Origin of the sequence: Lysinibacillus sp. NPDC098008 (genome assembly GCF_044760715.1) — a bacterium.
Classification (GTDB): Bacteria; Bacillota; Bacilli; order Bacillales_A; family Planococcaceae; genus Lysinibacillus.
The window spans coordinates 42,350-68,934 of the sequence record NZ_JBIWBA010000016.1 but is presented as its reverse complement, the minus strand read 5'-3'; the positions used below and the strand labels follow the sequence as shown (position 1 = coordinate 68,934).

The following is a 26,585-nucleotide window of genomic DNA, read 5'->3' as shown; positions in this document are numbered from 1 at the left end:
ATGTTATAATAAACGTAATTATTTGCAAAGGCTGTGATGAATTTGAGTTTACTTCAAAATACCCCTTTACTCGTTGCCCTCTTTGCCGTTCTCTTTGCACAATTTGTTAAAATTCCTATTCATTTTTTAATGACAAGAAAAATCAAATGGGGCCTCTTTACATCAACAGGTGGTATGCCTAGCTCCCATTCCGCTTCTGTCACTGCACTAACAACCTCTATTGCTTATGAAACGGGCTTAGACTCTCCCATTTTTGCAGTAGCTGCTATGTTCTCCTTTATCGTTATGTATGATGCAAGTGGTGTACGCTATCAAGCTGGACAACATGCGGCAGTTTTAAATCAGTTACGTAAAGATTTTCAAACATTGCTCCATGATTTAAAAAAATGGCCGCAAATGGATGGGCAAGAGAAGATGGAGGAATTAAAAACATTACTAGGTCATAAACGAAGTGAAGTATTTTTCGGAGCCCTTACAGGTATTTTTATCGCTATTATTACCTACGAGCTTTTACTATAACCATAGCAGCACATCCTCTGAACGGAGGCTGTGTTTTTTGTTTGCACAGTCGTAAGCATTCTCAGGTACTAAAAAAGTATTCCTCCCTCAGTTGAAAGAAGAATACTAAGCACATTAAAACATTCGGTATCCATTTTTTCGTAAATAAATCATCACAATCCCCGCCACAATAGCACCTGCAAAACCGCCTGATAAAATAGCAATATCAACAAATTGAAGTGCCTGCAACTTATCCATTAACGCAGGAAAGGCAGAGCCTGGATTGAAAATATAATCGAAAAAGCTTACTTCATCCACAATAAAAATCACAACAATTGGATACACAATTGCCATTAACCATGTCATGCGTAATAGCATATTTAGCAAAAAGCCGATACCAAAAAACATCACAAAAAACAGCAAAATAGAAATGATTAGCTGGACTAATGAAACTGGACCTTCCATGTATGTATAACCTCCGTTTTCCTCTCATTAGTTTACATGATTACAACAATGCTTTCAATGAACACAGCCCTGTTTTCGCCTGTTCGACATATTTAACAGCCTAAGTATTGTCTTCCCATAAGAAAAGTTCTTGCTATCATAAAAAAACTATTGAAGATAACCATATATCTTCAATAGTTTTATAGATTATGAAGCTGATTGCGATAATAGAAATCTTGGTGATTTCCAAAGCTGTGCCCACTTTTTAAAGGCTGTAATAACAATAATTAAGCCTAATAACAACATAATAACGGATAATATACCATTTAACATATTGAAACCAGCAGCGTCTGGGTTCCAATATACATTTTTAATCATCCAATAGCCTGCAACATTAACTGTGATGTATAGATAGGCTAATGGAATAAAGCAAGTTAACGCATAGACTCGCTTGTCTGCAACCCTTAATACCATTGTCACACCACATACTAAACCAATGGCTGCCATTAGCTGATTGGACACACCGAATAATACCCAAATCGAGCTAATATCCCCTGAGTACAATAAATAACCCCACATAAAGCAAGCGAGTGCACTTGCAAAAATTGTACCTGGTATCCAATTTGTACGCTTCAATGGCTTATAGACATTGCCACCAAAATCTTGAATTAAATAACGCGCTACTCGTGTTCCTGCATCAATAGCTGTTAAAATGAACACAGCCTCAAACATAATGACAAATTGATAGAAATAAGACGATAATTCCGCAAACCAAGGAATACCTGTAAAAATATCAGTCATCCCAACGGCTAATGTTACAGCACCACCTGTTCGCCCTTCCAAATCCATGCCAATGCTTTGCGATAACGCTTGTAAATGAACAGGTTCCATTCCTAATGTTGCAAAGACAGCAGGTGCTGAGTTAATCGCAAAATAGTCTGCTGGATGAAGAGCTGTTGCAGCAATTAAAGCCATTATACCTACTAAACACTCTACTAGCATCGCGCCAAAACCAACAATACGAATATCTTCCCAACGATCAATCATTTTAGGCGTAGTTCCCGACCCTACAAATGCATGGAATCCTGAAATAGCACCGCAGGCAATTGTAATTGATACAAATGGCCATACAGGACCTGCTATAACTGGTCCACCACCATGAATAAATTCTGTAAATGGCGGGAATTGAATCGCTGGGTTGACGAAAAATACCCCAATAATTAATGCAATAAATACGCCAATTTTCATAAAGCTACTTAAATAATCACGAGGCGCTAATAGTAGCCATACAGGTAATGCAGCAGCAAAAAACGCATAAATAGGTAAAATAATTGCTAATGTATCACGATCTAACGTTAAAAAATCGCCAAATGCTGTGCCCTGAATAAGTGGTCCAATAAACACGCCAATCATTAACAATATAAAGCCTACTGTAGATGTAACAATTAAATTGCCTGTTTTTCGATAGGCAATTCCTACAAGCATGGCAATCGGAATCGTAATCCCTACCGCAAATGTTCCCCATGGATTTCGTTCTAAAGCTCCTAGCACTACCATTGATAGCCCTGCCATTGTAATGGTAATAATAAACAGCATCGCAAGTCCAGTACAAAAACCAGCAACAGGACCAAGCTCTTCCTTCATCACTTCTGATAATGACTTACCACCATGACGCATAGAGGCAAATAGCACAACTGCATCATGTACAGCCCCGCCAATAACAGCGCCGATTAGTAGCCAAAGAAGTCCTGGGAGATAACCAAATTGTGCAGCTAAAATAGGTCCAACTAAAGGTCCTGCTGCGGCAATGGCTGCAAAATGATGCCCAAAGGTTACCCATTTATTCGTTGGAACATAGTCTTTACCATCTTCCAAAGCGTGCGCTGGCGTGGGTATATCATCCTTAATTTTTAACACCTTTTTTGTAAAGAAGATACCATACAAGCGATAGCTAATCATCAATATACACATTGAGCCTATCACAATTGTAATTGCATTCATGTAAACACCCCTTTTTGCTTTTTCCACATCATAGCAAATGAATCTACTAATTATTCGTAAAATTAACTAAAATGTCAGAAATTTAAGCTGAAAGGTTATATTTTACTGTTGAAATGCAACTATTTTGATAAATCAAAGATTTTCCTTACATCCTTCATATATAATCTACTTACAGGAATTGATTGCCTATTATGCAAAATTAAATTATATTTCGAATTGCTCCAAGGCTCCAGCTCCACAATATGCTCTAAATTCACAATATACGCACGATGAACACGTACAAAGCCTTTTAAAGCAAGCTTTTTTTCCAATGCTGCCAACGACTCTGAAGCAAAAAATCTTCCTTGCTCTGTCACAATAATTGTTCTACTATCCTCAGATGTACAATATAAAATATCCTGTATTTTAATTAATAAAATTCGATCATTGGCAAAAGCTGTTAGTTTATCTAGCTTGTCTAGCTGCGAATACTTTAATTCTTCGATTGTTTTTGCCTGTGCTGCTCTTTTTTTCGCTACTAATTTTTCAACGGCTGTTTGAACCCGCTGTGCTTCAAATGGTTTTAAAATATAATCAAAAGCATTCACTTCAAATGCCTGCAGTGCATACTCGTCATAAGCCGTGGCAAAAATAATTTCTGGCCTCTGTGTATTTAACATTAGCTCCTTTGCTAAATCGACTCCATTACTTCCACCTAATTCAATATCTAAAAATATACAATCCACTTCAACAAATTTAAACTCTTGGCAAAGCTCCTCTAATCCCTCAGACTCACCACAAACTGTCACTAACCCTGTTTGCTCTAATAAATAACGTAGTTCAGCTCGTGCTAATGGTTCATCATCAACAATATAAACATTCAATTTGTTCTACTCCCATCTCGTTGCCTTTAATGGCAATTGAATCATAATTTTTGTACCTACATCCAATGTACTTGATATATGAAAATCAGCCTCTGAGCCATAAATTTCATGGATACGCTGATAAATATTCCATAAAGCTGTTCCTGTCCCTTGATCTGATTGCATAATACGTTTCCCAAGCTGTTTCACTTGCTCTTTTCTCATGCCACAGCCATTATCCTCTGTTAGCAATAATAATTTATCGTTCACGCGCTGTACCTTGACATAAATTTTGCCTTCCTTACGATTTTTGAAAGCATGAAAAATAGCATTTTCAACAAGTGGCTGTAAAGTAAATGGAGGAATCTGAATATCAAACAATGATTCATCCAGCATAAATTCAACCTTATATCGATTTGGAAATCTCGTTTGTTCAATCGCTAAATAAGCTTCAACATGGTCAATTTCATTTTTTAATGGAATTAACATTTGCCGTGCACCCTGTAAATTACTTCTAAAAAATGTACTAAGCTTAATTAATAAAGCTCTTGCCTCATCAGCATCTGTGCGAATCAAGCTTGAAATGGTATTAAGACTATTAAAAAAGAAATGCGGATGCACTTGTGCTTGCAATGCCTTAATTTCTGCATCTTTTAATAATTTCCTCTGCTGCTCAATTTCTGCATACTCAAGCTGGGAGGAAAAAAGTTTGCTTAAGCCCTCCGCAAGCTCCTTTTTCACCCCTGTTAAAGAATCTTCTTTGGTGAAATAAAGCTTTAAGCTTCCAACCGTCCGATGTTGCACTTTTAAAGGAAGGACAATTGCTGCGCATAACGGACAATCCTTATGGGGGCATTGAATCTCCTTTGCAGACGTAGCCATTAAAATTTTTCCTTCCTCCAATACCCGCTTCGTCAAAGCCGTCATAATTCCTCGATGAATTAAATGATGATCCTCACCAACCCCGACATGAGCCAAGATACCATTTCTATCAGTAATGGCAACAGCATCTACCTTTATTTCTCTTTTAATAATTTCTGCAACTGTTTGGCATGATTCCTCATTTAAGCCTTTGCGAAAATGCTCAATCGTTTGCTGAGCAATTGAAAAGGCTTGATGTGTTTGCAATGCCTTTGTTCGTTCCTCTTCATCAATAAACATTTTAATAATGATAAAAAATAAAAATATTCCAAAGGCATTCATCATAATCATTGGCATTGCAATTAACGATACTAACTGCAGTGCTTGTTCAAATGGCTTAGCAACCAACAATATTACGACCATTTGCACCGTTTCTGCACAAATGCCAATCATAACAGCCTTCTTATAGGAAAATGTTTGTCGTATTTTAAAACGTTTACTAAGCACACCTGTAATAATTCCTGCAAGAATTGTAGAAATACCGCAGGCAATTGCTGTAAAGCCCCCAAGTGTAATACGGTGAATGCCTGCAATAATGCCTACGCAAACACCAACAAACGGTCCACCAAAAATACCTGCAATGGCTACCCCAATTAATCTTGTATTGGCAATGGCTTCCTCTGCATTGATCGTACTATGTACCATCTGATTTAATGGATGAATTGTGCCACTTTCAATTTTAATACCTGTATAGCTGCTGATAATACATACACCACTGAAAATAATAATAAGCCATATTCTCTCTTTTATTCCTTGCTCATGAAACAGCTTCTCTCGAAAAAGCTTCCATCGTGACATTAAAAAGGCAAACACAATGATTAGCCCGACTCGCTCTAGCATAAATAAAAATAGCTCCATCATTGTTTTCCTCCTGAAATCCAATTACTTTTTAAAGAATAAGCGATAGGAAGTATAGCCAAAAATATCACCTGGATTGATCCCTTCTATCGCCTCTAATTGGTGCTTTTCAAATTGGTTGGACGCCATCTCCTTTAACATAACAGATGTCATTTCATCCTGTACTAGCTCCTGTGGATATAACCATTTGGCTTCTAATATTTCATTTTCCTGAACCATTATTTGCTGCTGCTCATCTTGCATATGGCAATAAAAAATAGCCATATTATCGCTAATTTCATCACGAATAACCCCTGTGCGAAAGCCGATTAATCCCGATACTTTACAGTCAATTCCCGTTTCTTCCTTTATTTCACGCATAACCGCCTCATCGACAGTTTCACCTGCTTGTACAAAACCTGCTGGCAATGACCAACGCCCTTTTAAGCCACTATACGCTTTTTTCACCACTAGCCACTGTCCACGCTGATTTACCGTCACACCTGATACACCTAGCCAAATTTTCCCTCGATCTTTTCTCATAGCTCTCACCTCTGTATAGCTATTATACCTGCTTACTTTTAGTCGCGTGAATACTCAATGGAAAAAGGAACTGCTTCAAAAGTTCTTTGAAACAGCTCCTTTTTCTATACCATCATTAAAAGTTGAACTGACCTCTAATTGCTGATCATCAGAATATCCTATAAGTATCACAATCCCAAAAATATATCTCCTTACTCTACAAATTCGTTATAAGTGGTAGAAATACCTTTTAAAGTTATAAAGAAGCATTATAGGGGAATAAATTTATAAAAAGATAGAATGGAGTTGATTGTATGAATCGTAAAGAACCGTTTGATGACGGCAATGACTTTTTAAAGCAGCATATAGGTATGCCAGACCAAGTCGATATTAAAAAGACTCCAACACCAGTGGAAATAATTAGTATTTAATGATTGGGGGAATTTGCTTATTTATCTTGTTGTTAATAGTAGCATTTTTTATATAACATTTATAAAAGCCTCTTTGATATAGCTACAAATCAAAGAGGCTTGGTATTTACAGTCCTAAATACGCTATTTAAGGGTTGTGTTTACATATTATCGGGATTGTGTGCACACCTATGTTCATTGCAATTTACAATCCTTCTTCAACATTTATATCACGTTTAACTATTCACAAACCTCAGGCGTACCTTCACGTTTGGCTGTTTTAAATGACGTTCCACAGCCACATGAAGCAATGGCATTTGGATTGTCAATGGTGAAGCCTCCACCCATCAGCGATTGTTTATAGTCAATTTTTGTTCCCATTAAAATCGGCGCATCTTCACGGGAAACAAGAATTGTTAAACCGTGTTGTACATCTTCAAAGTCGTCTTCCTTTTTCTCTTTATCAAAATGCATCCCATAAGAGAGCCCGCTGCAACCACCACCATTTACAACTACACGTAAACAAGAACCTTGCTCCTCGTTGTGCTCCATCATTTCTTGAATATGGAAGCCAGCAGCTTGTGTGATTTCAATTACTTGCTTTAAACTTGTCATCCCAGTCACCTTCCTTCTTATGTATTATCATATCAATTTCAGCTATTGTATGACAAACATTCAGCTTCAAATCAATTTCTCATTATAATTCTTATATTTTTCACATATTTAGTATTTTTTATTCATGTTTCCATACAGGTCATTGGTATAATAGTTACAATGACTGCGATGGGGAGGCAATATCTATGGAAATTTCACCGTATTATGAAAAACAAATTCAATGTTTAAATTGTAAAAAAGAATTTCCAACATTAAAAGTGCGCTCAAAATTTATTAAAGTAGATCATACTGAAACGGACTTTCAGCCTATTTATGCAAACGATGTGAATGCTCTTTACTACAATGTTTTTGTTTGTGAGCATTGTGGCTTTTCTTTTACTGAAGACTTTAGCAAATATTTTGCGCCAGGTATTCAAGATGAAATTCGTACGCAAATTACCGAAAAATGGGTGCATCATGACTTCAAGGGAGAACGTACTATCTTCCAAGCTATTCAAGCCTATAAGCTCGCTTTTCTTTGTGGCACACTAAAAAAAGAAAAGAATGTCGCTATTGCTGGATTAGTTTTACGTCTTGCCTGGCTCTATCGTTCCCTCAGCAACAAAGGACAAGAGGAGCGATTTTTGAAACTAGCGCGCGATAAATACATGGACTCCTACTCCACAGAGGATTACAGCTCTACACAAATGTCTACAGTGCGTATTATGTATATGATTGCCGAATTATCAAGACGTATTGGCGATATTGAAAATGCTACACGTTTCTTTTCAAGAGTTATTGAAAAACAAAGTGCTGGCGGTGAAGCAAAAATTATTGATATGGCAAAAGAGCAATGGGCAATTATACGGGAAGCGAAAAAGCAAACACCTGATGCATAAATGTTAGCTTGCTATCCATTACACCACAGCGCAATTGTACCTGCTGCTAATGCTTTCGGTACATAAAACATCTGCCGCTGACGCTTCGCTTTCGATACAAAAAATTTGCTGAACAAAGATAAAATATACCCTATAGCATAGATAGCAAAATCTAGCTATAGGGTACTTTAAAATTCTTTTTTCATAGCCTTTTTTTGTACATACATTTGATAATCTGCAACATTTAATAACTGCTTTGCTGTCATTCCATCCTGTGGAAAGCGCGCATAACCAATACTTGCTGAAATGACAACTTGCTGCCCCTCAATCATAAATGGCTCCTGTAATAGCCTATTTATGTTAGCTGTACACTGTTCAACGTCATTGGTGGATATAATATTTTCAACCAATAATACAAACTCATCTCCGCCAAGTCGTGCTAGGATTCCTTGCTTTTGAACAATATGCTTGCACCGCTCCGCAAACATTTGTAATAATAAATCTCCCTGTAAGTGTCCATATTGGTCATTTACAGCCTTAAAGCCATTCAAGTCGATGAAAAATAAGGAAAATACCTTATGCTCTTCTTTAATCAAATTCTCTAAACGATCTAAGACAAATTTTCGATTCGGTAAACCTGTTAAGCTATCATAATAAACAAATCGCTCTAAGCTTCTGGAGAAATCAATAGAACTTTGTAAAGACTTATTTAAGTTTTGAATACGCTTATAATGGTTGGCTACATCATATAGCTCTATCATTAAATAGGATTGATGCTCCAATTGCAAATGCTGTATTAAAATATTTTGACGTGGCAGCCTCATATTTGCACAGTGGCTTTCGACAAAATATTGATGCATTGCTGCTGAGCAAAAGCTTTTTTGACCATCCACTAAAGCTTTCTCAAACATATAAGCATACACTTTTTTATTAAAGCGTGGAACAACTGCTGTAATTGGTAAGCCCTTCACTTCTTCCTCACTTTTACCTGTGTAGTTGACTAACCATGTATTCCATAGCTGAATATTTAATTGTTCATCCAATAAAATTATGCCATTATCTAGTTGATTGATGATTGCTGCGTATAAATCATTCATTCAAATCCCTACTAATCTCATCCACTTTTTGTATTAAAAATTCAATTGACTCTAATGAAAATTTAATTAAAATTAATCCTAGCACCTTTGAATCATCCACACCAAAGCTCACATACAGCAATAATAAATTGCTCTCCTCTGAGCTAGCAAGTGCTTTATAAAACTCCCCTGCATTGTGTAAAATTACCTGTGGTACATCGTACTCCAACTTCATTTCCATCAGGCTTCCCATACCACCCATAATGGCATTTAGGATAATGTTCCCTATTTCTTTCACAATATCGAAATCTTCATCATTAAATGAAAATTCCCCATCCTCTACAATATATTCTTCCCCTAAACAAAGCGTAGTAACATATTTAATTTGTTCAGCAGGAAAAATAAAATCCGCTCTGCCAGAAAAAACATTACCAAACTTTAAAGAAGCAGAAAGTACCGTTCCATTTAACACAGGGATGAAATTCTCTTGCTTGCTAGCTTTTAATTCCTGCAATGATAGTAGCTTTATTTCTGGCACTGATAAAAAAATTCTTTTTTGAAGAATTTCTGATAATAAGTTAGCTGCCTCGCCAACAAATACATTATACAGTTCTTTTAATATATCCTCTTGTGTTGTTGTTAACAACGGAATCACCCTTCTATCAATAATTCAATCTCCTTTAGCTTTGCAGCATTTATTGGCTTATTAATAAATGCTACTGCTCCAGCAGATAAAACTTCATTACGAACTGCCAATTGTACGTCAGCTGAAAGCACGATAATTTTAGCTGTTGGGTATTGTTCGAGTATTTTTTGAACTGCCTCTTGTCCACCCATCTTGGGCATTAACAAATCCATGAATACGAGGTCAGGTTGGAAGGTTGCAAATACTTGAATACATTCAACCCCATCGTTTGCTGTTTCATAGATAGCGTCTGGATAAATGGATTTTAATGTTTTGATTGTTGTTTTTTGAGAGAACATAGAATCATCTACGACAAGTATTTTCATAAAGTTTTCCCTCCGCCTCAAAAAGCATATTTCTTGAATAATATCATACTTGTTATTTGGTTGAAAATTGTTTTACTAGTTCTCTATAAAATGTTGTTAAAAATGATTATATTTATGGAATAACTGCCATTCATAATTTTACAAATAATATTTTATTCGTGTATCTACGGATGGATGGCTATTCTACATTATATTTTCTTAGGGTGTCCACGAATCATTATTGTTGTTTATTGACTATTCGCAGGGCAGTTACACTAAAAAAGAATGCCATCTGCAAAATACATACAGACAGCACCTTTTCTTCATTACCTATCTCCAAGGGAACAAGGATAGGCTGCTATTATCCATTAAAACACTTGCTCTACTTCTACAATACCTGGTACTTCTTCTAGCAATGCACGTTCGATACCAGCCTTTAGTGTAATTGTAGAACTTGGGCAGCTACCACATGCACCTAATAGGCGTAATTTTACAACGCCATCCTCAACATCTACTAATTCACAGTCTCCACCGTCACGTAGTAAGAATGGACGTAATTTATCTAATACCTCTTGAACTTGGTTGTTAATTGTTGCTTCTGCCATTTATCTCGACTCCTTTCCTTATAATGATTATAATGTTAGCAACAGAAAAAATCCAATATTGAATCACAAGGAGAGAAAATACAATGCTACCCTCTAAACCTGTAATTGAAATTTATGGAACAGCTGTTATCTGTGCGAGCTGTGTCAATGCCCCATCTTCCAAAGATACATACGAATGGCTACAAGCTGCCATCAATCGCAAATATCCACATCAAGCCTATGATATTCGCTATATCGATATTGAAGGCCCAATTGAGAATGAGCGAGATCAAGAATATGCAACACGTATTCAAGAAGATGAGTTTTTCTATCCACTTGTTCTTATTAATAATGAGATTGTTGGCGAAGGTTATATACAGTTAAAGCCTGTATTTACAGCGCTTGAAAAACTAGGCTTTGCGCCAGACGAAACAGTATAGCTAAGGCAAAGGGATTGTTTCAACATCATTTTGAAACAATCCCTTTCAACTAATTAATCATTTTGACGTTTGTAATACCATAATAATCCTGATTTCATTAAGCGAGCAATACGTCCTGTTACGGTTGTATCTGCTAAGTATACAAAGCCTTGTTTTTTACCAAGAGCCCCCATAAAGCCTTTTAACTTAATATCTGGCATTTTCTCTGGTAAATGCTCACCTTTCCAACGCATACGAAGCACTTTCACGATTTGCTCTGCTTGTTCCTCAGCTAACTGGGCTGTTGGAGGCAAATCTGATGCAGCACAATCCCCTACAACATAGACATGCTCATCGTCAAGTACATTAAAATACTGTGTTACAAGTGGGCGATCGTGTTTATCCTTCTCAACATCCAAGTCACGAACGATTTTGACAGGCTGCACACCTGCTGTCCATACGACAGCATCGAGTAAAATTTCATCATCATGATTAAAAATCTTACCTGGCTCCACTTTTGTAATATTAGAATTGGCAACGACATCGACATTATGCTTAACAAACCAATCCTTTACGTATTTACTTAGCTTTTCTGGAAAATCCTTTAGAATACGTGGACCACGGTCAAATAGCTTAATTTTTAAATCTGAGCGGCTTTCACGTAGCTCACTTGCAAGCTCAATACCACTTAAACCAGCCCCTACAATACCGACTGTAGAGCCTGCTGGTAAGCCACAAAGTGCTTGGTATGTTGCACGTGATTTCGCCATTGTTTGAATGCTATATGTGTGCTCTGCCGCACCTGACACACCATGATATTTATCCTCACAGCCAAGACCAATCACTAAATCATCATACTCAATACGTTGCCCATCTTCTAGAATGACTACCTTTTCTGCACGATTAATATCAACGACTTCTCCATATACAGCCGTTAAACGTTCATGCTCTGGGAAGCTTACACGAATTTCTTTATCTGTTGAAGTCCCTGCTGCTAATGCGTAAAATTCTGTTTTTAAACTATGGAAAGGGGCTCTGTCTACTAGCACGATTTCTCTGTCTAATGGAAGGTTATTTAATAGACGCAACATTACTCGCATATTGCCGTAGCCGCCACCTAAAAGTACTAATTTTCCCATAATAGTCTCCTTTATATACATCTTATAATCATTGTTCACAAAGTATCCACAAATGAGTATAACCGATTGTGAGATGTTTCACAATATAAGAATGCATTTTTGTGAAAGATTTCACAAAATAAACGAGAACTTGTTTGTTTCGATAGCTTTTAATGTGAATCATAACGACTTTCTTTAAGTTTGTCACTCAAAAATGAAAGTAATACTATTTCAAAACGTAAATTATTGACGAATATCCTAAAAGCGAGTAGCATTACTTTGGTGAGGTGACACACATATGAATCCAATGGTTGAATTTTGTATTAGCAATTTAGCAAATGGCTCTCAGGCAACCTATGAAGCGCTTGAACGTGATCCAAATATTGATGTTTTGGAGTATGGCTGCCTCAGTTATTGTACAAAGTGCTCAGAAACTTTTTATGCAATTGTCAATGGTGAATTAGTAGAGGCAGATTCTCCTGAAGCTCTAACAAAAGCTATTTATCAATTTATTGAAGAAAACCCTTTATGGTAAATTTATATGTATAAATCAAAAGGATGTTATGCTATTTTTCGCATAACATCCTTTTCTTATAATGTATCTACGATATATGTAGGCTGCTGTTCTTTCTCCAGCACAATTTTCGTTGGTGTTACACCTGTATTGACATGAATCGTATCACAGCCAAAGTTAATACCACACATAATATCCGTATCATAGTTATCACCAATCATCACCATATCCTCTTTCGAGAAGCCATGTTCTATAGCGATTACTTCTAATATGGCAGCTGATGGCTTCCCAATATAGATAGGCTCAACATCTGCAACATCACCTACTAAGCGAGCAAAAGAGCCATTGCCCGGCAAAAAGCCATATTCTGTCGGAAATTTTATATCTTGATTGGTCGCAATAAACGTCGCCCCTCGCTGAACAAAGACCGTAGCTCTTGCAAGTGCCATATAATTAAGATTACGATCAATGCCCATCACAAATACTTCAGGATTATCCTCCACAGGCTCAATTCCTTCGTCATGCAACGCCTGCCGAATACCATCCGACCCCATCATTGCTACTTTTTTGCCTGTAAAATGAAGAGCAACATATTTCGCTGTCACTAATGCACTTGAGTAAATATGGTCTAATGGCGCACTAACACCAACAGCCATTAAAGCTTCCTGCAATTGTATCCTTGTTTTAGAAGCATTATTGGTAACATAGAATGGCTCAATGCCAGCTTGCTGTAAACGATGAATAAAAGCAATGGCAGAAGGTATCCCTTCCTTACCACGATAGACTGTACCATCTAAATCAAAGCAATATGCCTTATAATCTCTCATTGATAATCCTCTGGTAAAAACGCTGAAACGGGCCCTAATTCATTTGTTAAATAATGCTGAACTGCTGGTGAGAAGTGCTTTAATGCTATTAAATTTGTTGTTAATACATCTACAACCTCTTCACTATCTACATCGATAAATTCGCGTACAAGCATTTTACGCAAGCCAACAACTGCTTTATATGGAGCCTCCAGATCAGCAGTTATTACTTTTTCATCGATTAAAATATCAATAATATCCTCATAGCTTCCTGGGTCACGCATAATAAAACCGTCAATCATTAAATTTCCTACATCCATCATGGACTCCATAATATTATGTCCAATGCGCTCAATCGCTAATTTCTTTATATCATGTTGAAGCCAATTCTCCTCTGCTTCCAAAATAGCTAATAGCCCATCTAAATACTGTAAATTTTTTGTGATTTTATTACGATCTACAAAATACACAAGGAAAGCCCCCATTCAAATCATTAAAAGTTGATAGTTTTTTCTCTTCTATAGTACCATATCTATAGGACTGGAAGGAGATTAAAAGATGGAACGTTTTTTTTTATACGATGATGTAGAGGATACAAAAACACGCTTTGTCAGTTTTGCTGGGAAAAAGCTACGCTATGATTTAGCCATTTTACAATCAGGCCGCTTCTTTGGCAAGGTGCTTGTAATGGATATTCAATTTGGCCGCTTTGCTATTATCGGCCCTGACGATGTAGAAGAGCCTGGTTATTTAGAGCATGTCTATAATCGCACGGAAGAAGAAACTATCGAGCTTCGTGAATATTTACGTGAGCTACTGAACTAACAGCCTTTTTATATGATGCAAAAAAATTTCGCTAGCCCATAAGGAGTTGCGAAATTTTTTTGTTGCTTATTATTGATTAAGCGTTGATGGATTATCTTCATTATGTGGCTTGTCTTTATTTTCATTGTTTTGTTGCTTTTTAGCTTGCTGATTTTGCCCAATAACAGCTAAATCCTCTACGCTAATATCGTAACCATAGCCATATTCTTCACGATCTACCGTTTTTTTATTATGCTTTTCCTTTGTCAATTTTATCACCTCTGCTCATAGACTGTGCTTTTTTCAACGAACTATACAGTCTTAGCATCTTTTACAATCCAATGTGCTGCGCTTATTAAATCTGGAAACACAGCATCTGCTAATGCGTCTTGCTCACCTAAAAATACGCCCTTTGTTCCTGCTCCCTTTCCTGCCATAATATCTGTGTCTGTGTCTCCTACCATATAGGATTTCGCTAAATTCACACGATACTTCTTGCCTAAATCCACAATTAATTTACTATTTGGCTTTCTACATGCACAGCCCGACTTTGGCTTATGTGGACAATAAACAGCTTCATGGATAATAGCTCCCTTTTTCTTTAGCTCCTTGATCATATAGGCATGGATTTTTTCCAAGTCTTTTTCCTTCATAAAGCCCAAGCCAATACCACCCTGATTTGTGACAACAAAAATATAATCAAAATGTTTATTCAATATCCTAATAGCTTCAGGCACTTTCGGTAAAAAATAAAAATCCTTAGGCTTATTGACAAACTTTACACGATGGCTTAACACTTCATTAATCACACCATCGCGATCTAAAAATATAGCCCTTTTCATCAACACCACACCTTTTATCCCTAGCTTTACCCTATGTATAAAAAACAATACAGCACAGTGCTCTTTTTACTGCTATCCGTCTATTTCATGATGCTATCCGTCACTTTTCTCATTCTATCCGTCTATTCAAGCGTTCTATCCGTCACTTTTATTTATACCTATCAATAAAAACCTGATGCTTAGCACATCAGGTTTCCATCCATTTTATTATTCGGTTAATGGTTCATTATCTGTAGACTCTAACGCTTCAGGCTGCTTTGCCATTTTACCTACTTTACGCAAAACAAAATAAGCGCAGCCAAAATTGCAATACTCATATAAGTAATCCTGTAGCGTACTTATCTTTGTATCAAATGTCGATTTTTGATTTTTGTCATCAAAAAATCCTTTTAAACGTAATTGACTATAACCCCAATCACCAACAATATAATCATATCTGGCTAGTATATCAGAGTATCTTTCCTGAAAAGCTTCCGCCTGAAAGGCATCGCGATATTCTTCTATTAGCTCATATTCTATTCCGTCAACTATGATCAAAGTGACACCACCTTTTTTGCCTAAAGCTCAGCTTGTAACTGACGCTCTTTTGTGGCAGCATTTACTTGCTCATCTGCATGATAACTACTACGTACAAGCGGGCCAGCTTCGCAATGCTTAAAGCCTTTTTCCATTGCAATTTTACGTAGCTTGCCAAATTCGATTGGTGAATAATATTTTTTAACTGGTAAATGCTTTTTCGTTGGCTGTAAATATTGACCAATTGTCATAATATCCACATTATTTGCACGTAAATCATCCATTACTTCTAAAATTTCTTCATGTGTTTCGCCTAATCCAATCATTAAAGACGATTTCGTTGGAATATCTGGCTGCATCTCTTTTGCTAAACGAAGAAACTCTAAAGAGCGCTCGTATTTCGCACGCGCGCGTACTCTTGGTGTTAAACGACGTACTGTTTCAATATTATGATTTAAAATATCTGGCTTTGCATCCATTAACAATTGAAGGTTTTCCTTCACACCACCTAAATCTGATGGCAATACTTCAACAGATGTCGCTGGACTTTTGCGGCGGATGGCACGTACTGTTTCTGCTAACACTTGAGCACCGCCATCTTTTAAATCATCACGCGCTACCATTGTAATGACAACATGCTTTAAATTCATAATGGCTACTGAATCTGCTACGCGCTCTGGCTCTGCTAGGTCCAATTCATTCGGTAAACCTGTTTTTACTGCACAGAAACGGCAAGCACGTGTACAAACAGAGCCTAGAATCATCATTGTTGCTGTACGTCTTTCTCCCCAGCATTCATGGATATTTGGACAGCGAGCTTCCTCACATACTGTATGCAGGTTTTTCTCACGCATCAGCTTTTTAAGACCTTTATATTCATCATTTGTGTTTAATTTTATTTTGAGCCAGTCTGGTTTTCTTACATGTTCTTCTTTACTTGTAGGTTTACAAGATGTCATACGGATATCGCCCCTATCAAAAATATACATTTTTTTATATTAACTATCTTCACTGTTGTCAATGTAACATATTAAATGAACTCCAACAACTATCACAGCATACATTTCTACTTATAAGGAACAGGTATTTCGATGGAAGGCTGAGGCGCATCCGTGCTATTCGTATAAATATTTGGAACTGGGCCTCTTGTTAAGCCCATTGCTACAGGAATATTTTGCGATACAGTCGATGATTTACTGGCAAATGGGACAATAATTTGAACATTTACTTCCATATGAATACCAACCTCTACATAAGCACTGTTAATGCCAAATTCTTCGATAGATGCTGTAACATCACTATGGACATTCCCAATTACATGAAAGCGAATCGGAATCTTTGGTCCTAAATTACCAAGCAAAGGAATATTGGCTGCCTGACCAAGTGGTACAAAAAAGACAATACCATCTCCTTCTTGGATTCTGTTAATATCATATTCCACATTTTCTAATTCAGGTAAATGAGATAGCTCTCCTTGTTCAGCTTGCTCTAGGTACATTTTCACAAGCTCTAATGTTTCTGCTCGAACACGATTAATAATCTCTGTATTAAATTTCGTTGTCATCATATCGGAAGTACCTGGTGGAATATCTTCAATAATATCATTGACGTCTAAAACATTTGACGTACGAGAATTAATAGCTTTACTCACAACATAAGACGCAATTTTATTTGTTTGTACTTCAGCATATTGTAAGTAGGTTGGCATTAGACGTTCATTTAAATAATAGATAAATAAAATCAGACAAATAACCGTACTAACAATTAAAATCGTTAATCGATTAAGACGTGCTCCTCGTTTACCATAAGAGCGTAATTTCATTCTTTTTCGAGGGAATAACAAAAAAATCTCCTCCTGTTCCATAACGTATGAACAGGAGGAGCAATTTATTCTACTTTTGGAGGCATGATATAATCCGTTTCAACGCCTTCTATTGTCACTGTTGGGTAGTCCACTAAATTGATTTCATATGTGGCTGTTAACAATTGATTTTGCTCCTCAAAAATACGAATCCATGGCAATGCTGCATCTAATGTATTTTGCTTTGATACAATACCACGTCGGCCATCTGATAATTTTAAAATTACGCCATTTGGATAATGGACAACAGCCTTTTTTAAAGCCTTTACGATACGGGCATCGTAAAGTGTGCCGGAACCTGATTCTACAATAGCTAGCCCTTGTGAAGGCAGCATTTTTTCTCGGTACACACGATTTGTTGTCACAGCATCAAAAACATCTGCAACACCAATAATTTTCGCAAATGGGTGGATTTCAAAATCAACAAGACCTCGTGGGTAGCCACTACCATCAATACGCTCATGATGCTGGAAAGCACAGTGCGCCACAAGCAATGAAATAGAATGCAAATTTCGTAATAAATCAAAGCCATAACGGGCATGCATTTGCATTGCCTTAAACTCATCACTCGTTAAACGGCCTGGCTTTGTTAAAATTTCTTTTGGTACCATTAGCTTGCCAACATCATGCAACAAAGCGCCAATACCAATTAAGCGCAAATCCTCAGCAGAATAACCAAGCTCTTTTGCAATTGCTATTGAGTACAATGTCACTTGGAAAGAATGTTGATATAAATATTCATCAAATAAATAGGCATCTGTTAGTATCGTTAAAATTTCATCATTTCCAGCAACTACTGACAGCAGCTCATCGACAATGGACACAATTGTTTTAGACTGCTGATCTAATATATATGAAGCATTTACTGGATTACAGCCATCTAGTGACTGGAACGAACTTTTAATCGTTGAAATGGCTTTATTGCGCATAGTAGGTGGCACTGTTTCTTCAACTTCAATACCTTCAGAAATTTCATCATCAATATATAAATAATGGATATTTAACTGTTGAAGTCTTTGAATAATACGAGCATTTATAACAACATCCTTTTTTAAAAGCGGGTGACCTGCTTCATTCCAAATAGTTCTCCCTAAAACCATACCTTCTTTTAATACATCGATTGAAATTAATCGCATGACTTCTTCCCCAATCCATTCTTCCAGCTATCTTTACGGCTGAAAGAATCTTTGACCATAATCTATCATAATATTTCGTAAAAAATCAGGCAAAATATATTGTTTTTTTGCATATTTAAAACTTGGATAAAAGTAGCCAAATGTAAATAAATCTAGCGTTACAAGCTTATAAATACGATCTTGGTCTGCTGGCTTACCATTAATTAGCAGTTGCCGATTATCATTTATTGCAAAGCCATATGTTAATATTTTCCCAAAAATAACACCTCGAAAGCCTAATCCTTTTAATTCAATATAAGGCCACTCTTCATTTTTGGATTGTAGATAAATTTCCTTCATTTCAGCAACTGATAATTCAATTGTACATAAATTAATGGGATGTGGAAAAATTCGATGCAAATCTAATGATGTCACCGTTCCTTTAGGAAGACCGTCTAAAAAAATTCCAGCGTTAAATAAAGCGCAATCTGCACCGCTTTTCTCTAAAATTGCATGTGCAAATAAATCGGAAAGCTGTGAGTAATGAAACCATTCCTTATTATAAGCTTTCGTTGTTGTAAATACTGGAGTATCCAATATTCTTTTTCCTTCATCTTCTAAAAACTGTACAATATCTTGTTCATTTTGCACAATTGGCAAATTCTTATTATGCAATAAGACATCCTTTTTTTCAACAATTTTCCTTGTTTTTTTATCGTACAAGATTGTCAAATGTCCAATATATTGCCCAAATTTGCCCCCACCTGTTAATAAGACACCATTAATATATTTACCATTTGGAAAAATATGATGTGTATGAGAACCAAATATAACATCAATTTCAGGACATTCTTCAGCAAGTAGCTCATCCTCTGTAATACCTAGATGTGATAAGCATACAACAATATCGACCTCTTTACGTAGCTGATGCGCTAGTCGTAACAGCGTACTTCGTGCCTCGTCCATTTGCCAATTTAATTCCTCATAATACACTTCAAACATAGCTGTAGCAGCAATAACTCCCAGCTTTGTTCCCTGCTCTGTTGTTAGAATAATATAAGGCTTTAACCAAGCTGGATTATTGCCATTTGTAGCATAAACATTTGCAACAATAACATCAAACTTTGCATCATCATATAGATGAAAAAGCTCTTGATGGGATAGGGTAATGCCTTCATTATTACCGATTGTTACAACATCATAACCTGCCTCATTTAGCAATTGCACATTACCCTTACCAAGCGTTGCATCTGTATAAATATTAGAGCGATCTAGATGATCTCCAATATCAAACAAATAGCTTGTTTCTCCTATTCGCTTTAGCTCTTTGCGCCGCTCTTTCACATAGCTTTGCATTCGTGGCCAATACTTAAAATGACTATGCAAATCATTTGTGTGAAAAATATGGATTTTTTCAAGCATTTAAGCCACCTCACTTCAATTAGCTACTCGCTAATATACCTTCAATAATGGAACGAATCCCTAATAATAATAAAATAATTCTCAGTGCTAGTACAAGCGTATCTGATTTAATTTTCTTATTTAATGCTGCTCCTAGCTTGGCACCAATATAAGCGCCTGGAATAACAGGAATTGTATAAAGCCATGGTACATGACCTAAATAAATATGGCTAGCAGAATTAACAATAGATGTTAAAAATACCATAAACATTGATGTTGCCACTGCAACATGTGGTGGAAATAAAAATAAAATAATCATCGCTGGCACAATCATTGAGCCACCACCTATGCCAAACAAGCCCGAAGCAAAGCCGATGCCAAATGTTAATGCAATTGCAAACCAAATAGGATAACCATATACATATGTTTTCCCTTCAGCATCTGTAAATGTTTGCTGTGTACCATTTTTAATAAACCATTTGACAGGCTTTAATTTATCTCGAATAAGTAAAATGATTGATAAAATAATTAATAAAATACCGAAATATAAATTGAATGAAGGTAAGTCTAATCCTTTATTGACCCAAGCGCCTAGAATTGTTCCCGGAATGCTGCCAATAAAAAATATAAAACCACTTTTATAATCTACCGTTTTTGATTTCATATAGCTTAATGTTGAGGCAAGCCCAGTAAAAATCATCATAATGACAGATAAACCAACGACTTTTTGTGGTGTAATATCTGGTATCATTCCTAAATTTAAGCCAATATATAATGTAGCTGGCACTAATATGGCACCGCCACCTAGCCCCACCAATGCACCCATTAGACCAGCAAGTAGTGCAATGATGATTAGTAAAATAAACTCCATTATAGTTCCCCTTCAAATATATTTAATTGCTTTGGCGCTAGCCCATCATCTTTAATATGCAAAATCTCCTGTAGCTCCTTCGCATTTTTTGCTGCATGATGCCCTGAATTATTATTAAATAAGACAAATAAATCGTCCGCCTCTGCATGAAGCTTTTCAATACTTTGTCCAAGTTGTTGTAGCTCCTCTTTATTATAATCATATAAAAAGCGAACTTTACGCCAATTTTCTGCATTTCCTGTATTGCGCCATCCATGAATATTGCGGCCATGAATACGCACAAGTGCCTTCTTGGCAGTTGCAACAGGATAAAAGGGAACTGACCCTACACCAGCCTGTGGTTCATCACAAACTGTATGAATAAATTGATGCTCTCGTAAAAAATCCATCGTCTGTTGCACTACTTTATCTGCATACCATGTTTGATTGCGAAACTCGATTGCCACCTCAAAATCCTTGAGCTGCTGTCGAATATACAATAAATATTGAACATTCTTTGCCTGACAATCAAACCATGGTGGAAATTGGGCTAAAATCATCCCTAATTTACCATAACGTTTAAATTCATTGGCACATTCAATAAATACATTAAACATATCATTTCTTGTTTCAAAAGGAATATCGCCTCGTAAATGACCTGTCATACCTTGATAGGCTTTCACAACAAAGCGGAAATGTTCTGGTGTATCCTCACACCATTTACGAACATGCTCTTTTGATGGTATGGCATAAAAAGAAGTATCCACCTCTACCGTTAAAAAATGACCTGTATAATCAAATAATTTATCTTTTGAGGTAGTCACTCCACTATAAAGTGAAGGGTGATCTCCCCAACCAGTTAAGCCAACTACAATCATGTGACCCCCTCCTCTATGTACATAATCATAGCATACAGTTTCACACTACAATTAAATATCCTGTAAAAATTATCGCTTTCTTTTCATTCTAATAGGGGGAAATCATTATGTCACTTTTGACAAACAAAAAGGCATGAATTCCTCTATCATTGAACTCATACCAATCTACTTGATTTAACAAGTTTTTCTTCAATACCTTTTAAAAATTCAATACGACTATAAGCTAGTCCACCCTCCATTAATGGGTCTACAATATTGACGAATAGTTGATTATTTTACAGGCATTCATATTTTGAACAATTGGATTCTTTTTAAATCCTCAATCTACTTTAATTAACATTATTTCTTAATTAAACCTGATATTCTCGACTAAAAAACCCCTGCCACAAATTTTTATGTGACAGGGATTGAGCTTTATTAACCGATAGAACCTTCCATCTCGAATTTAATCAATCGATTCATTTCGACTGCGTATTCCATTGGTAATTCTTTTGTAAATGGCTCGATAAAGCCCATTACGATCATTTCTGTTGCTTCTTCTTCAGAAATACCACGTGACATTAAATAGAATAATTGCTCTTCAGATACTTTAGAAACTTTTGCTTCATGCTCTAAAGAAACATTATCATTAAAGATTTCATTGTATGGAATTGTATCAGACGTTGATTCATTATCCATAATGAGCGTATCACACTCAATATTGGCACGTGCACCACTTGCTTTAGGACCGAAACGAACTTGTCCCATATATGTTACCTTACCACCTTGTTTTGCAATCGATTTTGACACGATTGTTGAAGATGTATTTGGTGCCATATGGATCATTTTTGCTCCAGCATGTTGGTGTTGCCCTTTACCTGCTAATGCAATGGATAATGTCATACCACGAGCACCTTCACCTTTTAGGATACATGCTGGGTATTTCATTGTTAATTTAGAACCGATGTTACCATCAATCCATTCCATTGTTCCGTTTTCTTCAACAACTGTACGTTTTGTTACAAGGTTATAGACATTGTTTGCCCAGTTTTGAATTGTTGTGTAACGGCAATAGGCATCTTTTTTCACGATAATTTCTACAACTGCTGAGTGGAGAGAATTTGTTGTATAAACAGGCGCTGTACAGCCTTCAACATAGTGTACATGTGCACCCTCGTCCACAATAATTAAAGTACGCTCGAATTGACCCATATTTTCTGAGTTAATACGGAAGTATGCTTGTAATGGTGTTTCTACCTTTACACCTGGTGGTACATAGATAAATGAGCCACCTGACCATACTGCTGAGTTAAGTGCCGCAAATTTATTGTCAGTGTAAGGAATAACTTTACCCCAGTGTGCTTTGAAAATATCTTCGTTTTCACGTAACGCTGAGTCTGTGTCTTTAAAGACAATACCAAGGTCTTCAAGGTCTTGTTTCATATTATGATACACTACCTCTGATTCGTATTGCGCAGATACACCTGCAAGATATTTTTGTTCTGCTTCTGGAATACCTAATTTATCGAAAGTAGCTTTGATTTCATCAGGTACCTCATCCCATGATCTTTGTGTAGCTTCTGATGGTTTTACATAGTACGTAATCTCATCGAAATTTAAGTCACTAAGATCACCACCCCATTGTGGCATTGGTTTTGTATAGAATGTTTCAAGCGCTTTTAAGCGGTACTCTAACATCCACTCTGGCTCTTGCTTCATATTTGAAATTTCACGGACGATTTCTTCAGTTAAACCACGTTTTGAACGGAAAATTGATACGTCCTTGTCATGGAATCCGTATTTGTAATCGCCGATATCAGGCATTTTTTTAGCCATCGTTTCTCCTCCGTTCATTGAGTTATATTTTTCAAGATATTCAATCCTTGCTTTGAGTGAAAGTAAAGGGTACTTTCACTCAGCCACAAGGTTGTTATTTAATACCTTTCTCCATTGCTTTCCAAGCCAATGTGGCACATTTAATACGTGCAGGAAATTGTGAAACGCCTTGTAGTGCTTCAACATCCTCAAGGTCATATTTATCGCTGTATTCTTCACCCATCATCATTTTAGAAAAAATATCGGCAAGCTCCAATGCTTCCTCTACTTTTTTTCCTTTAATAAGCTGTGTCATCATGGATGCAGATGACATGGAGATAGAACAGCCTTCACCATCAAATTTTGCATCCTCTACAACGCCGTCCATCACTTTTAATGTTAAGTGAATACGATCGCCACATGTCGGATTGTTCATATCAATTGTTACGGCATCACCCTCTAAAGACCCTTTGTTACGAGGGTTTTTATAGTGATCCATAATAACAGAACGGTATAGTTGATCTAAATTATTAAAAGACATCGCCAAAATACTCCTTCGCAGAACGTAACCCTGCAACTAGACGATCAATATCTTCCTCTGTGTTATACAGGTAGAAGCTTGCACGTGCAGTTGCTACTTGCTGAAGACATTTCATTAATGGCTGTGCGCAATGATGTCCTGCACGAATAGCAATACCATTCATATCCAGAACCGTTGCTACATCATGTGGATGTACATCATCTAAGTTAAATGTTACAAGTCCACAGCGCTTCATTGGGTCACGTGGGCCGAAAATTTTCAGACCGTCAATTGTTTCAAGCTGATCCATTGCATAGCCTACAAGCTTATGCTCATGCTCTGCAATTGTATCTAGTCCAATATCCGTTAAGAAGTCGATAGCAGCACCTAAACCAATTGCACCTGCAATAATAGGTGTGCCGCCCTCAAACTTCCACGGTAATTCCTTCCACGTTGAGTCATAAAGCCCAACAAAGTCAATCATTTCGCCACCAAATTCAACTGGCTCCATTTTTTCAAGGTGTTCTTTTTTACCATATAGTACACCTATTCCAGTCGGTCCGCACATTTTATGCCCTGAGAACCCTAAAAAATCGATATCCAAATCTTGCACATCAATTTTCATATGTGGGGCTGCCTGCGCACCATCAGCTACCATAACAGCTCCATTAGCATGTGCAATTTGAGCAATTTCTTTAATTGGATTAATCGTACCAAGGACGTTTGACGCCATTGATACCGCAACAATTTTCGTTTGAGGCGTAATCGTTGCACGTACTTTTTCTAAACTAATAGTGCCATCTGCTTCTAGCTCTATATATTTCAATGTTGCATTTTTCTCTTTCGCTAGCTGCTGCCAAGGGATAATATTGGAATGGTGCTCCATTTGTGTAATAACAATTTCATCACCTTCTGCAACATTTGCACGACCATAGCTCGCTGCTACTGTATTTAAAGATGTTGTTGTACCACGTGTAAAAATAATTTCCTGTGTTGACGTTGCATTAATAAACTTACGAACCTTTTCGCGTGCACCTTCGTAGCGATCAGTAGCACGATTTCCTAATGTATGGACACCACGATGCACATTGGAATTATCAAATTCATAGTAAGATTTGATTGCTTCAATCACTTGAACAGGCTTTTGTGACGTTGCTGCGCTATCAAGATAAACAAGTCGATGACCGTTTACATCCTGATTTAAAATTGGGAAGTAGCTTTTAATATCTTTATTCATCATTAGCGCACTTTCCTTTCAATAACCTCCGTCAGTTGCTTTTGAACGCCTTCAATTGGTAATTGCGTAACAACTGGCGCAAGGAATCCATGGATAACAAGGCGCTCTGCTTCTGTTTTCGAGATACCACGACTCATTAAATAATAAAGTTGTAGTGGGTCTACTCGACCAACAGAGGCTGCGTGTCCTGCTGTTACATCATCTTCATCAATCAATAAAATAGGGTTTGCATCCCCTCGAGCTTTTTCTGATAGCATTAATACACGTGATTCTTGCTGTGCATCTGCTTTTGTTGCGCCATGCTCAATATAGCCAATACCGTTGAAAATAGATTGCGCTGCATCTTTCATAACGCCATGTTTTAGAATATGCCCGATGGAGTTTTTACCCCAATGACGAACCTCTGTAGTGAAGTTCAATTTTTGTTCGCCGCGACCAACTACTACTGTTTTTGTATCAGCATGAGAACCGTCACCAACTAAGTGTGTAATGTTTTCAGAGATTGTATCCGAGTCATTCATTAAACCAAGAGCCCAATCTACTTTTCCATCACGTGCTAGGCGTGCACGACGATTGACATATGTTGTATAGCCTTTAGCCAGTACATCCACTGCACCATATGTTACTTGTGCATTATCTTGAACAACTACCTCTGAAATAATATTCGCCTGACCTTGTGCTTCTTCAACTGTTGAAATATATGTTTCAACATATGTTACAGCAGCGTTTGCTTCTGCTACTACTAAAACATGGTTATAAAGTGAAGCTTCTGCATTATCGTTGAGGAAAATAACTTGTAATGGTTGTTCAATCACTACATTTTTTGGCACATACACAAATACGCCACCGTTAACAAGCGCTGTATGAAGTGCTGTTAATTTATGCTCATCTACTTTAACTGCCTCTGACATAAAGTACTTTTGAACAAGCTCACCATGTTCACGAACTGCTGTTAAAATATCAGTAAAAATAACACCTTTATCAGCAAGCCCTTGTGATGTTTTTAAATAAGCTGGTGTATTATTACGTTGAATATATAGGTTTTCTTGTGCTTCAAGGTCAATTAAACCTTTTGCTTCTTCAGGTAACGCATCCAATGAAGAAAATGCCTCACTCTGAACTGTATGTGTTGGGAAATTTACAAAGTCCCATTTTGTAATATTTGTTCTATCTGGTTTTGGCAAGTCTAAACCAGTTACTTTGTCTAGTGCTGCCGCACGAAGCTCTGTAAACCAAGCTGGTTCACCATTTGCTTCTGAGAACGAGCGCACGTCCTGTACTGTTACAGGCAAGTTAAGTTCCACTGTCATGCT

At 36.9% G+C, this 26,585-nt stretch carries 31 protein-coding genes; 5 read left to right on the top strand and 26 right to left on the bottom strand.

Annotation, left to right across the window (positions count from 1 at the left end; genetic code table 11):
- Window positions 1–36: 36 nt before the first annotated feature.
- On the top strand, window positions 37–519 hold the full coding sequence (locus ACIQVU_RS13880; protein ID WP_340808609.1) for a divergent PAP2 family protein: 483 nt from the start codon (window positions 37–39) through the stop codon (window positions 517–519).
- Between the two features lie 114 nt (window positions 520–633).
- Here the strand turns inward: ACIQVU_RS13880 and ACIQVU_RS13875 are convergent, their stop codons facing one another.
- The 6 genes from ACIQVU_RS13875 to ACIQVU_RS13850 all read right to left on the bottom strand — a co-directional run bounded on the left by ACIQVU_RS13875 (window position 634) and on the right by ACIQVU_RS13850 (window position 7,090).
- Window positions 634–963 carry a YuiB family protein gene (locus tag ACIQVU_RS13875; protein ID WP_340807176.1) on the bottom strand — a complete coding sequence of 110 codons (330 nt, stop codon included), beginning with the start codon at window positions 961–963 and terminating at the stop codon, window positions 634–636.
- Window positions 964–1,149: 186 nt separating this feature from the next.
- A complete protein-coding gene (gene cstA, locus ACIQVU_RS13870; RefSeq protein WP_340807177.1) occupies window positions 1,150–2,943 on the bottom strand; it encodes a carbon starvation protein CstA in 1,794 nt (597 codons plus the stop codon).
- 119 nt (window positions 2,944–3,062) lie between these two features.
- Window positions 3,063–3,806, bottom strand: a complete 744-nt coding sequence (locus ACIQVU_RS13865; protein WP_340807179.1) for a LytR/AlgR family response regulator transcription factor — start codon at window positions 3,804–3,806, stop codon at window positions 3,063–3,065.
- A gap of 6 nt (window positions 3,807–3,812) precedes the next feature.
- The gene (locus ACIQVU_RS13860; protein ID WP_340808610.1) at window positions 3,813–5,564 is read right to left on the bottom strand and encodes a LytS/YhcK type 5TM receptor domain-containing protein; all 1,752 of its coding nucleotides are present in this window, start codon (window positions 5,562–5,564) and stop codon (window positions 3,813–3,815) included.
- Window positions 5,565–5,588: 24 nt separating this feature from the next.
- Window positions 5,589–6,086, bottom strand: a complete 498-nt coding sequence (locus tag ACIQVU_RS13855) for an NUDIX hydrolase (RefSeq protein WP_340807180.1) — start codon at window positions 6,084–6,086, stop codon at window positions 5,589–5,591.
- A 629-nt stretch (window positions 6,087–6,715) separates the two neighbouring features.
- Window positions 6,716–7,090 (bottom strand): HesB/IscA family protein, encoded by a 375-nt coding sequence (locus tag ACIQVU_RS13850; protein ID WP_340807182.1) that lies wholly within the window; start codon window positions 7,088–7,090, stop codon window positions 6,716–6,718.
- A gap of 185 nt (window positions 7,091–7,275) precedes the next feature.
- Between ACIQVU_RS13850 and ACIQVU_RS13845 the strand changes: the two genes are divergently transcribed.
- Window positions 7,276–7,968 (top strand): DUF2225 domain-containing protein, encoded by a 693-nt coding sequence (locus tag ACIQVU_RS13845; protein ID WP_402896026.1) that lies wholly within the window; start codon window positions 7,276–7,278, stop codon window positions 7,966–7,968.
- 167 nt (window positions 7,969–8,135) lie between these two features.
- Here ACIQVU_RS13845 and ACIQVU_RS13840 read toward each other — a convergent pair whose 3' ends face one another.
- From ACIQVU_RS13840 to ACIQVU_RS13825, 4 genes are all read right to left on the bottom strand, one after another.
- Window positions 8,136–9,044, bottom strand: a complete 909-nt coding sequence (locus ACIQVU_RS13840; RefSeq protein WP_340807185.1) for a diguanylate cyclase domain-containing protein — start codon at window positions 9,042–9,044, stop codon at window positions 8,136–8,138.
- Window positions 9,037–9,669, bottom strand: coding sequence for a hypothetical protein (locus tag ACIQVU_RS13835; protein ID WP_340807186.1), 633 nt, complete (start codon window positions 9,667–9,669; stop codon window positions 9,037–9,039). Before ACIQVU_RS13835 ends, ACIQVU_RS13840 begins: the two co-directional genes overlap by 8 nt.
- Window positions 9,670–9,674: 5 nt before the next feature.
- Window positions 9,675–10,034, bottom strand: a complete 360-nt coding sequence (locus ACIQVU_RS13830) for a response regulator (protein ID WP_340807187.1) — start codon at window positions 10,032–10,034, stop codon at window positions 9,675–9,677.
- A gap of 347 nt (window positions 10,035–10,381) precedes the next feature.
- Window positions 10,382–10,618 (bottom strand): NifU family protein, encoded by a 237-nt coding sequence (locus ACIQVU_RS13825; RefSeq protein ID WP_340807188.1) that lies wholly within the window; start codon window positions 10,616–10,618, stop codon window positions 10,382–10,384.
- An 83-nt stretch (window positions 10,619–10,701) separates the two neighbouring features.
- On the opposite strand from ACIQVU_RS13825, the gene ACIQVU_RS13820 reads away from it, so the two are divergent.
- Complete coding sequence (locus ACIQVU_RS13820; protein WP_402896023.1) at window positions 10,702–11,037, top strand: YuzD family protein; 336 nt, start codon at window positions 10,702–10,704, stop codon at window positions 11,035–11,037.
- Window positions 11,038–11,090: 53 nt separating this feature from the next.
- Here the strand turns inward: ACIQVU_RS13820 and ACIQVU_RS13815 are convergent, their stop codons facing one another.
- Window positions 11,091–12,155: an NAD(P)/FAD-dependent oxidoreductase gene (locus tag ACIQVU_RS13815; protein WP_340807190.1), complete on the bottom strand. Its 1,065-nt coding sequence runs from the start codon at window positions 12,153–12,155 to the stop codon at window positions 11,091–11,093.
- 277 nt (window positions 12,156–12,432) lie between these two features.
- On the opposite strand from ACIQVU_RS13815, the gene ACIQVU_RS13810 reads away from it, so the two are divergent.
- Window positions 12,433–12,669: a YuzB family protein gene (locus ACIQVU_RS13810; RefSeq protein WP_053995016.1), complete on the top strand. Its 237-nt coding sequence runs from the start codon at window positions 12,433–12,435 to the stop codon at window positions 12,667–12,669.
- Window positions 12,670–12,725: 56 nt separating this feature from the next.
- Here ACIQVU_RS13810 and ACIQVU_RS13805 read toward each other — a convergent pair whose 3' ends face one another.
- Both ACIQVU_RS13805 and ACIQVU_RS13800 read right to left on the bottom strand, forming a co-directional pair.
- On the bottom strand, window positions 12,726–13,475 hold the full coding sequence (locus tag ACIQVU_RS13805) for a TIGR01457 family HAD-type hydrolase (protein WP_340807192.1): 750 nt from the start codon (window positions 13,473–13,475) through the stop codon (window positions 12,726–12,728).
- Complete coding sequence (locus ACIQVU_RS13800) at window positions 13,472–13,924, bottom strand: DUF86 domain-containing protein (RefSeq protein WP_402896020.1); 453 nt, start codon at window positions 13,922–13,924, stop codon at window positions 13,472–13,474. The genes ACIQVU_RS13805 and ACIQVU_RS13800 overlap by 4 nt, the downstream gene beginning before the upstream one ends.
- A gap of 88 nt (window positions 13,925–14,012) precedes the next feature.
- On the opposite strand from ACIQVU_RS13800, the gene ACIQVU_RS13795 reads away from it, so the two are divergent.
- Window positions 14,013–14,279 (top strand): DUF3055 domain-containing protein, encoded by a 267-nt coding sequence (locus ACIQVU_RS13795; RefSeq protein WP_322605515.1) that lies wholly within the window; start codon window positions 14,013–14,015, stop codon window positions 14,277–14,279.
- A gap of 69 nt (window positions 14,280–14,348) precedes the next feature.
- On the opposite strand, the gene ACIQVU_RS13790 is transcribed toward ACIQVU_RS13795, so the two are convergent.
- The 13 genes from ACIQVU_RS13790 to sufD form a co-directional block, all read right to left on the bottom strand.
- Window positions 14,349–14,537: a hypothetical protein gene (locus ACIQVU_RS13790; RefSeq protein ID WP_340807194.1), complete on the bottom strand. Its 189-nt coding sequence runs from the start codon at window positions 14,535–14,537 to the stop codon at window positions 14,349–14,351.
- A 32-nt stretch (window positions 14,538–14,569) separates the two neighbouring features.
- The gene (locus tag ACIQVU_RS13785; protein ID WP_340807196.1) at window positions 14,570–15,100 is read right to left on the bottom strand and encodes a D-glycero-alpha-D-manno-heptose-1,7-bisphosphate 7-phosphatase; all 531 of its coding nucleotides are present in this window, start codon (window positions 15,098–15,100) and stop codon (window positions 14,570–14,572) included.
- Between the two features lie 207 nt (window positions 15,101–15,307).
- Window positions 15,308–15,637: a YutD family protein gene (locus ACIQVU_RS13780; protein ID WP_340807198.1), complete on the bottom strand. Its 330-nt coding sequence runs from the start codon at window positions 15,635–15,637 to the stop codon at window positions 15,308–15,310.
- A gap of 20 nt (window positions 15,638–15,657) precedes the next feature.
- A complete protein-coding gene (lipA, locus tag ACIQVU_RS13775; protein ID WP_340807200.1) occupies window positions 15,658–16,575 on the bottom strand; it encodes a lipoyl synthase in 918 nt (305 codons plus the stop codon).
- 107 nt (window positions 16,576–16,682) lie between these two features.
- Window positions 16,683–17,480, bottom strand: a complete 798-nt coding sequence (gene yunB, locus ACIQVU_RS13770) for a sporulation protein YunB (RefSeq protein ID WP_340807202.1) — start codon at window positions 17,478–17,480, stop codon at window positions 16,683–16,685.
- Window positions 17,481–17,503: 23 nt separating this feature from the next.
- On the bottom strand, window positions 17,504–18,613 hold the full coding sequence (locus ACIQVU_RS13765; protein ID WP_340807204.1) for an HD-GYP domain-containing protein: 1,110 nt from the start codon (window positions 18,611–18,613) through the stop codon (window positions 17,504–17,506).
- Between the two features lie 33 nt (window positions 18,614–18,646).
- Window positions 18,647–20,014 (bottom strand): bifunctional metallophosphatase/5'-nucleotidase, encoded by a 1,368-nt coding sequence (locus ACIQVU_RS13760; protein WP_402896015.1) that lies wholly within the window; start codon window positions 20,012–20,014, stop codon window positions 18,647–18,649.
- A 19-nt stretch (window positions 20,015–20,033) separates the two neighbouring features.
- Window positions 20,034–20,864, bottom strand: coding sequence for a sulfite exporter TauE/SafE family protein (locus tag ACIQVU_RS13755; protein WP_340807208.1), 831 nt, complete (start codon window positions 20,862–20,864; stop codon window positions 20,034–20,036).
- Complete coding sequence (locus tag ACIQVU_RS13750; RefSeq protein ID WP_402896013.1) at window positions 20,864–21,721, bottom strand: DUF72 domain-containing protein; 858 nt, start codon at window positions 21,719–21,721, stop codon at window positions 20,864–20,866. The genes ACIQVU_RS13755 and ACIQVU_RS13750 overlap by 1 nt, the downstream gene beginning before the upstream one ends.
- 417 nt (window positions 21,722–22,138) lie before the next feature.
- On the bottom strand, window positions 22,139–23,536 hold the full coding sequence (sufB, locus tag ACIQVU_RS13745; RefSeq protein WP_340807211.1) for a Fe-S cluster assembly protein SufB: 1,398 nt from the start codon (window positions 23,534–23,536) through the stop codon (window positions 22,139–22,141).
- A 94-nt stretch (window positions 23,537–23,630) separates the two neighbouring features.
- The gene (gene sufU / locus ACIQVU_RS13740; RefSeq protein ID WP_340807212.1) at window positions 23,631–24,056 is read right to left on the bottom strand and encodes a Fe-S cluster assembly sulfur transfer protein SufU; all 426 of its coding nucleotides are present in this window, start codon (window positions 24,054–24,056) and stop codon (window positions 23,631–23,633) included.
- On the bottom strand, window positions 24,046–25,275 hold the full coding sequence (locus tag ACIQVU_RS13735; RefSeq protein ID WP_340807213.1) for a cysteine desulfurase: 1,230 nt from the start codon (window positions 25,273–25,275) through the stop codon (window positions 24,046–24,048). The genes sufU and ACIQVU_RS13735 overlap by 11 nt, the downstream gene beginning before the upstream one ends.
- The gene (gene sufD / locus ACIQVU_RS13730; RefSeq protein WP_402896010.1) at window positions 25,275–26,582 is read right to left on the bottom strand and encodes a Fe-S cluster assembly protein SufD; all 1,308 of its coding nucleotides are present in this window, start codon (window positions 26,580–26,582) and stop codon (window positions 25,275–25,277) included. The genes ACIQVU_RS13735 and sufD overlap by 1 nt, the downstream gene beginning before the upstream one ends.
- Between the last annotated feature and the right edge of the window lie 3 nt (window positions 26,583–26,585).

Coding starts and splice junctions, on each gene's coding strand:
- yunB (WP_340807202.1), bottom strand. CDS start 17,480: ATGGAACAGGAGGAGATTTTTTTGTTATTCCCTCGAAAAAGAATGAAA.
- ACIQVU_RS13795 (WP_322605515.1), top strand. CDS start 14,013: ATGGAACGTTTTTTTTTATACGATGATGTAGAGGATACAAAAACACGC.
- ACIQVU_RS13880 (WP_340808609.1), top strand. CDS start 37: ATGAATTTGAGTTTACTTCAAAATACCCCTTTACTCGTTGCCCTCTTT.
- ACIQVU_RS13820 (WP_402896023.1), top strand. CDS start 10,702: ATGCTACCCTCTAAACCTGTAATTGAAATTTATGGAACAGCTGTTATC.
- lipA (WP_340807200.1), bottom strand. CDS start 16,575: ATGACATCTTGTAAACCTACAAGTAAAGAAGAACATGTAAGAAAACCA.
- ACIQVU_RS13810 (WP_053995016.1), top strand. CDS start 12,433: ATGAATCCAATGGTTGAATTTTGTATTAGCAATTTAGCAAATGGCTCT.
- ACIQVU_RS13765 (WP_340807204.1), bottom strand. CDS start 18,613: ATGCGATTAATTTCAATCGATGTATTAAAAGAAGGTATGGTTTTAGGG.
- ACIQVU_RS13845 (WP_402896026.1), top strand. CDS start 7,276: ATGGAAATTTCACCGTATTATGAAAAACAAATTCAATGTTTAAATTGT.
- ACIQVU_RS13825 (WP_340807188.1), bottom strand. CDS start 10,618: ATGGCAGAAGCAACAATTAACAACCAAGTTCAAGAGGTATTAGATAAA.
- ACIQVU_RS13755 (WP_340807208.1), bottom strand. CDS start 20,864: ATGGAGTTTATTTTACTAATCATCATTGCACTACTTGCTGGTCTAATG.
- cstA (WP_340807177.1), bottom strand. CDS start 2,943: ATGAATGCAATTACAATTGTGATAGGCTCAATGTGTATATTGATGATT.
- ACIQVU_RS13735 (WP_340807213.1), bottom strand. CDS start 25,275: ATGATGAATAAAGATATTAAAAGCTACTTCCCAATTTTAAATCAGGAT.
- ACIQVU_RS13875 (WP_340807176.1), bottom strand. CDS start 963: ATGGAAGGTCCAGTTTCATTAGTCCAGCTAATCATTTCTATTTTGCTG.
- ACIQVU_RS13830 (WP_340807187.1), bottom strand. CDS start 10,034: ATGAAAATACTTGTCGTAGATGATTCTATGTTCTCTCAAAAAACAACA.
- sufD (WP_402896010.1), bottom strand. CDS start 26,582: ATGACAGTGGAACTTAACTTGCCTGTAACAGTACAGGACGTGCGCTCG.
- ACIQVU_RS13750 (WP_402896013.1), bottom strand. CDS start 21,721: ATGATTGTAGTTGGCTTAACTGGTTGGGGAGATCACCCTTCACTTTAT.
- sufB (WP_340807211.1), bottom strand. CDS start 23,536: ATGGCTAAAAAAATGCCTGATATCGGCGATTACAAATACGGATTCCAT.
- ACIQVU_RS13805 (WP_340807192.1), bottom strand. CDS start 13,475: ATGAGAGATTATAAGGCATATTGCTTTGATTTAGATGGTACAGTCTAT.
- ACIQVU_RS13855 (WP_340807180.1), bottom strand. CDS start 6,086: ATGAGAAAAGATCGAGGGAAAATTTGGCTAGGTGTATCAGGTGTGACG.
- ACIQVU_RS13840 (WP_340807185.1), bottom strand. CDS start 9,044: ATGAATGATTTATACGCAGCAATCATCAATCAACTAGATAATGGCATA.
- ACIQVU_RS13860 (WP_340808610.1), bottom strand. CDS start 5,564: ATGGAGCTATTTTTATTTATGCTAGAGCGAGTCGGGCTAATCATTGTG.
- ACIQVU_RS13815 (WP_340807190.1), bottom strand. CDS start 12,155: ATGGGAAAATTAGTACTTTTAGGTGGCGGCTACGGCAATATGCGAGTA.
- ACIQVU_RS13850 (WP_340807182.1), bottom strand. CDS start 7,090: ATGACAAGTTTAAAGCAAGTAATTGAAATCACACAAGCTGCTGGCTTC.
- ACIQVU_RS13785 (WP_340807196.1), bottom strand. CDS start 15,100: ATGAAAAGGGCTATATTTTTAGATCGCGATGGTGTGATTAATGAAGTG.
- sufU (WP_340807212.1), bottom strand. CDS start 24,056: ATGTCTTTTAATAATTTAGATCAACTATACCGTTCTGTTATTATGGAT.
- ACIQVU_RS13760 (WP_402896015.1), bottom strand. CDS start 20,014: ATGCTTGAAAAAATCCATATTTTTCACACAAATGATTTGCATAGTCAT.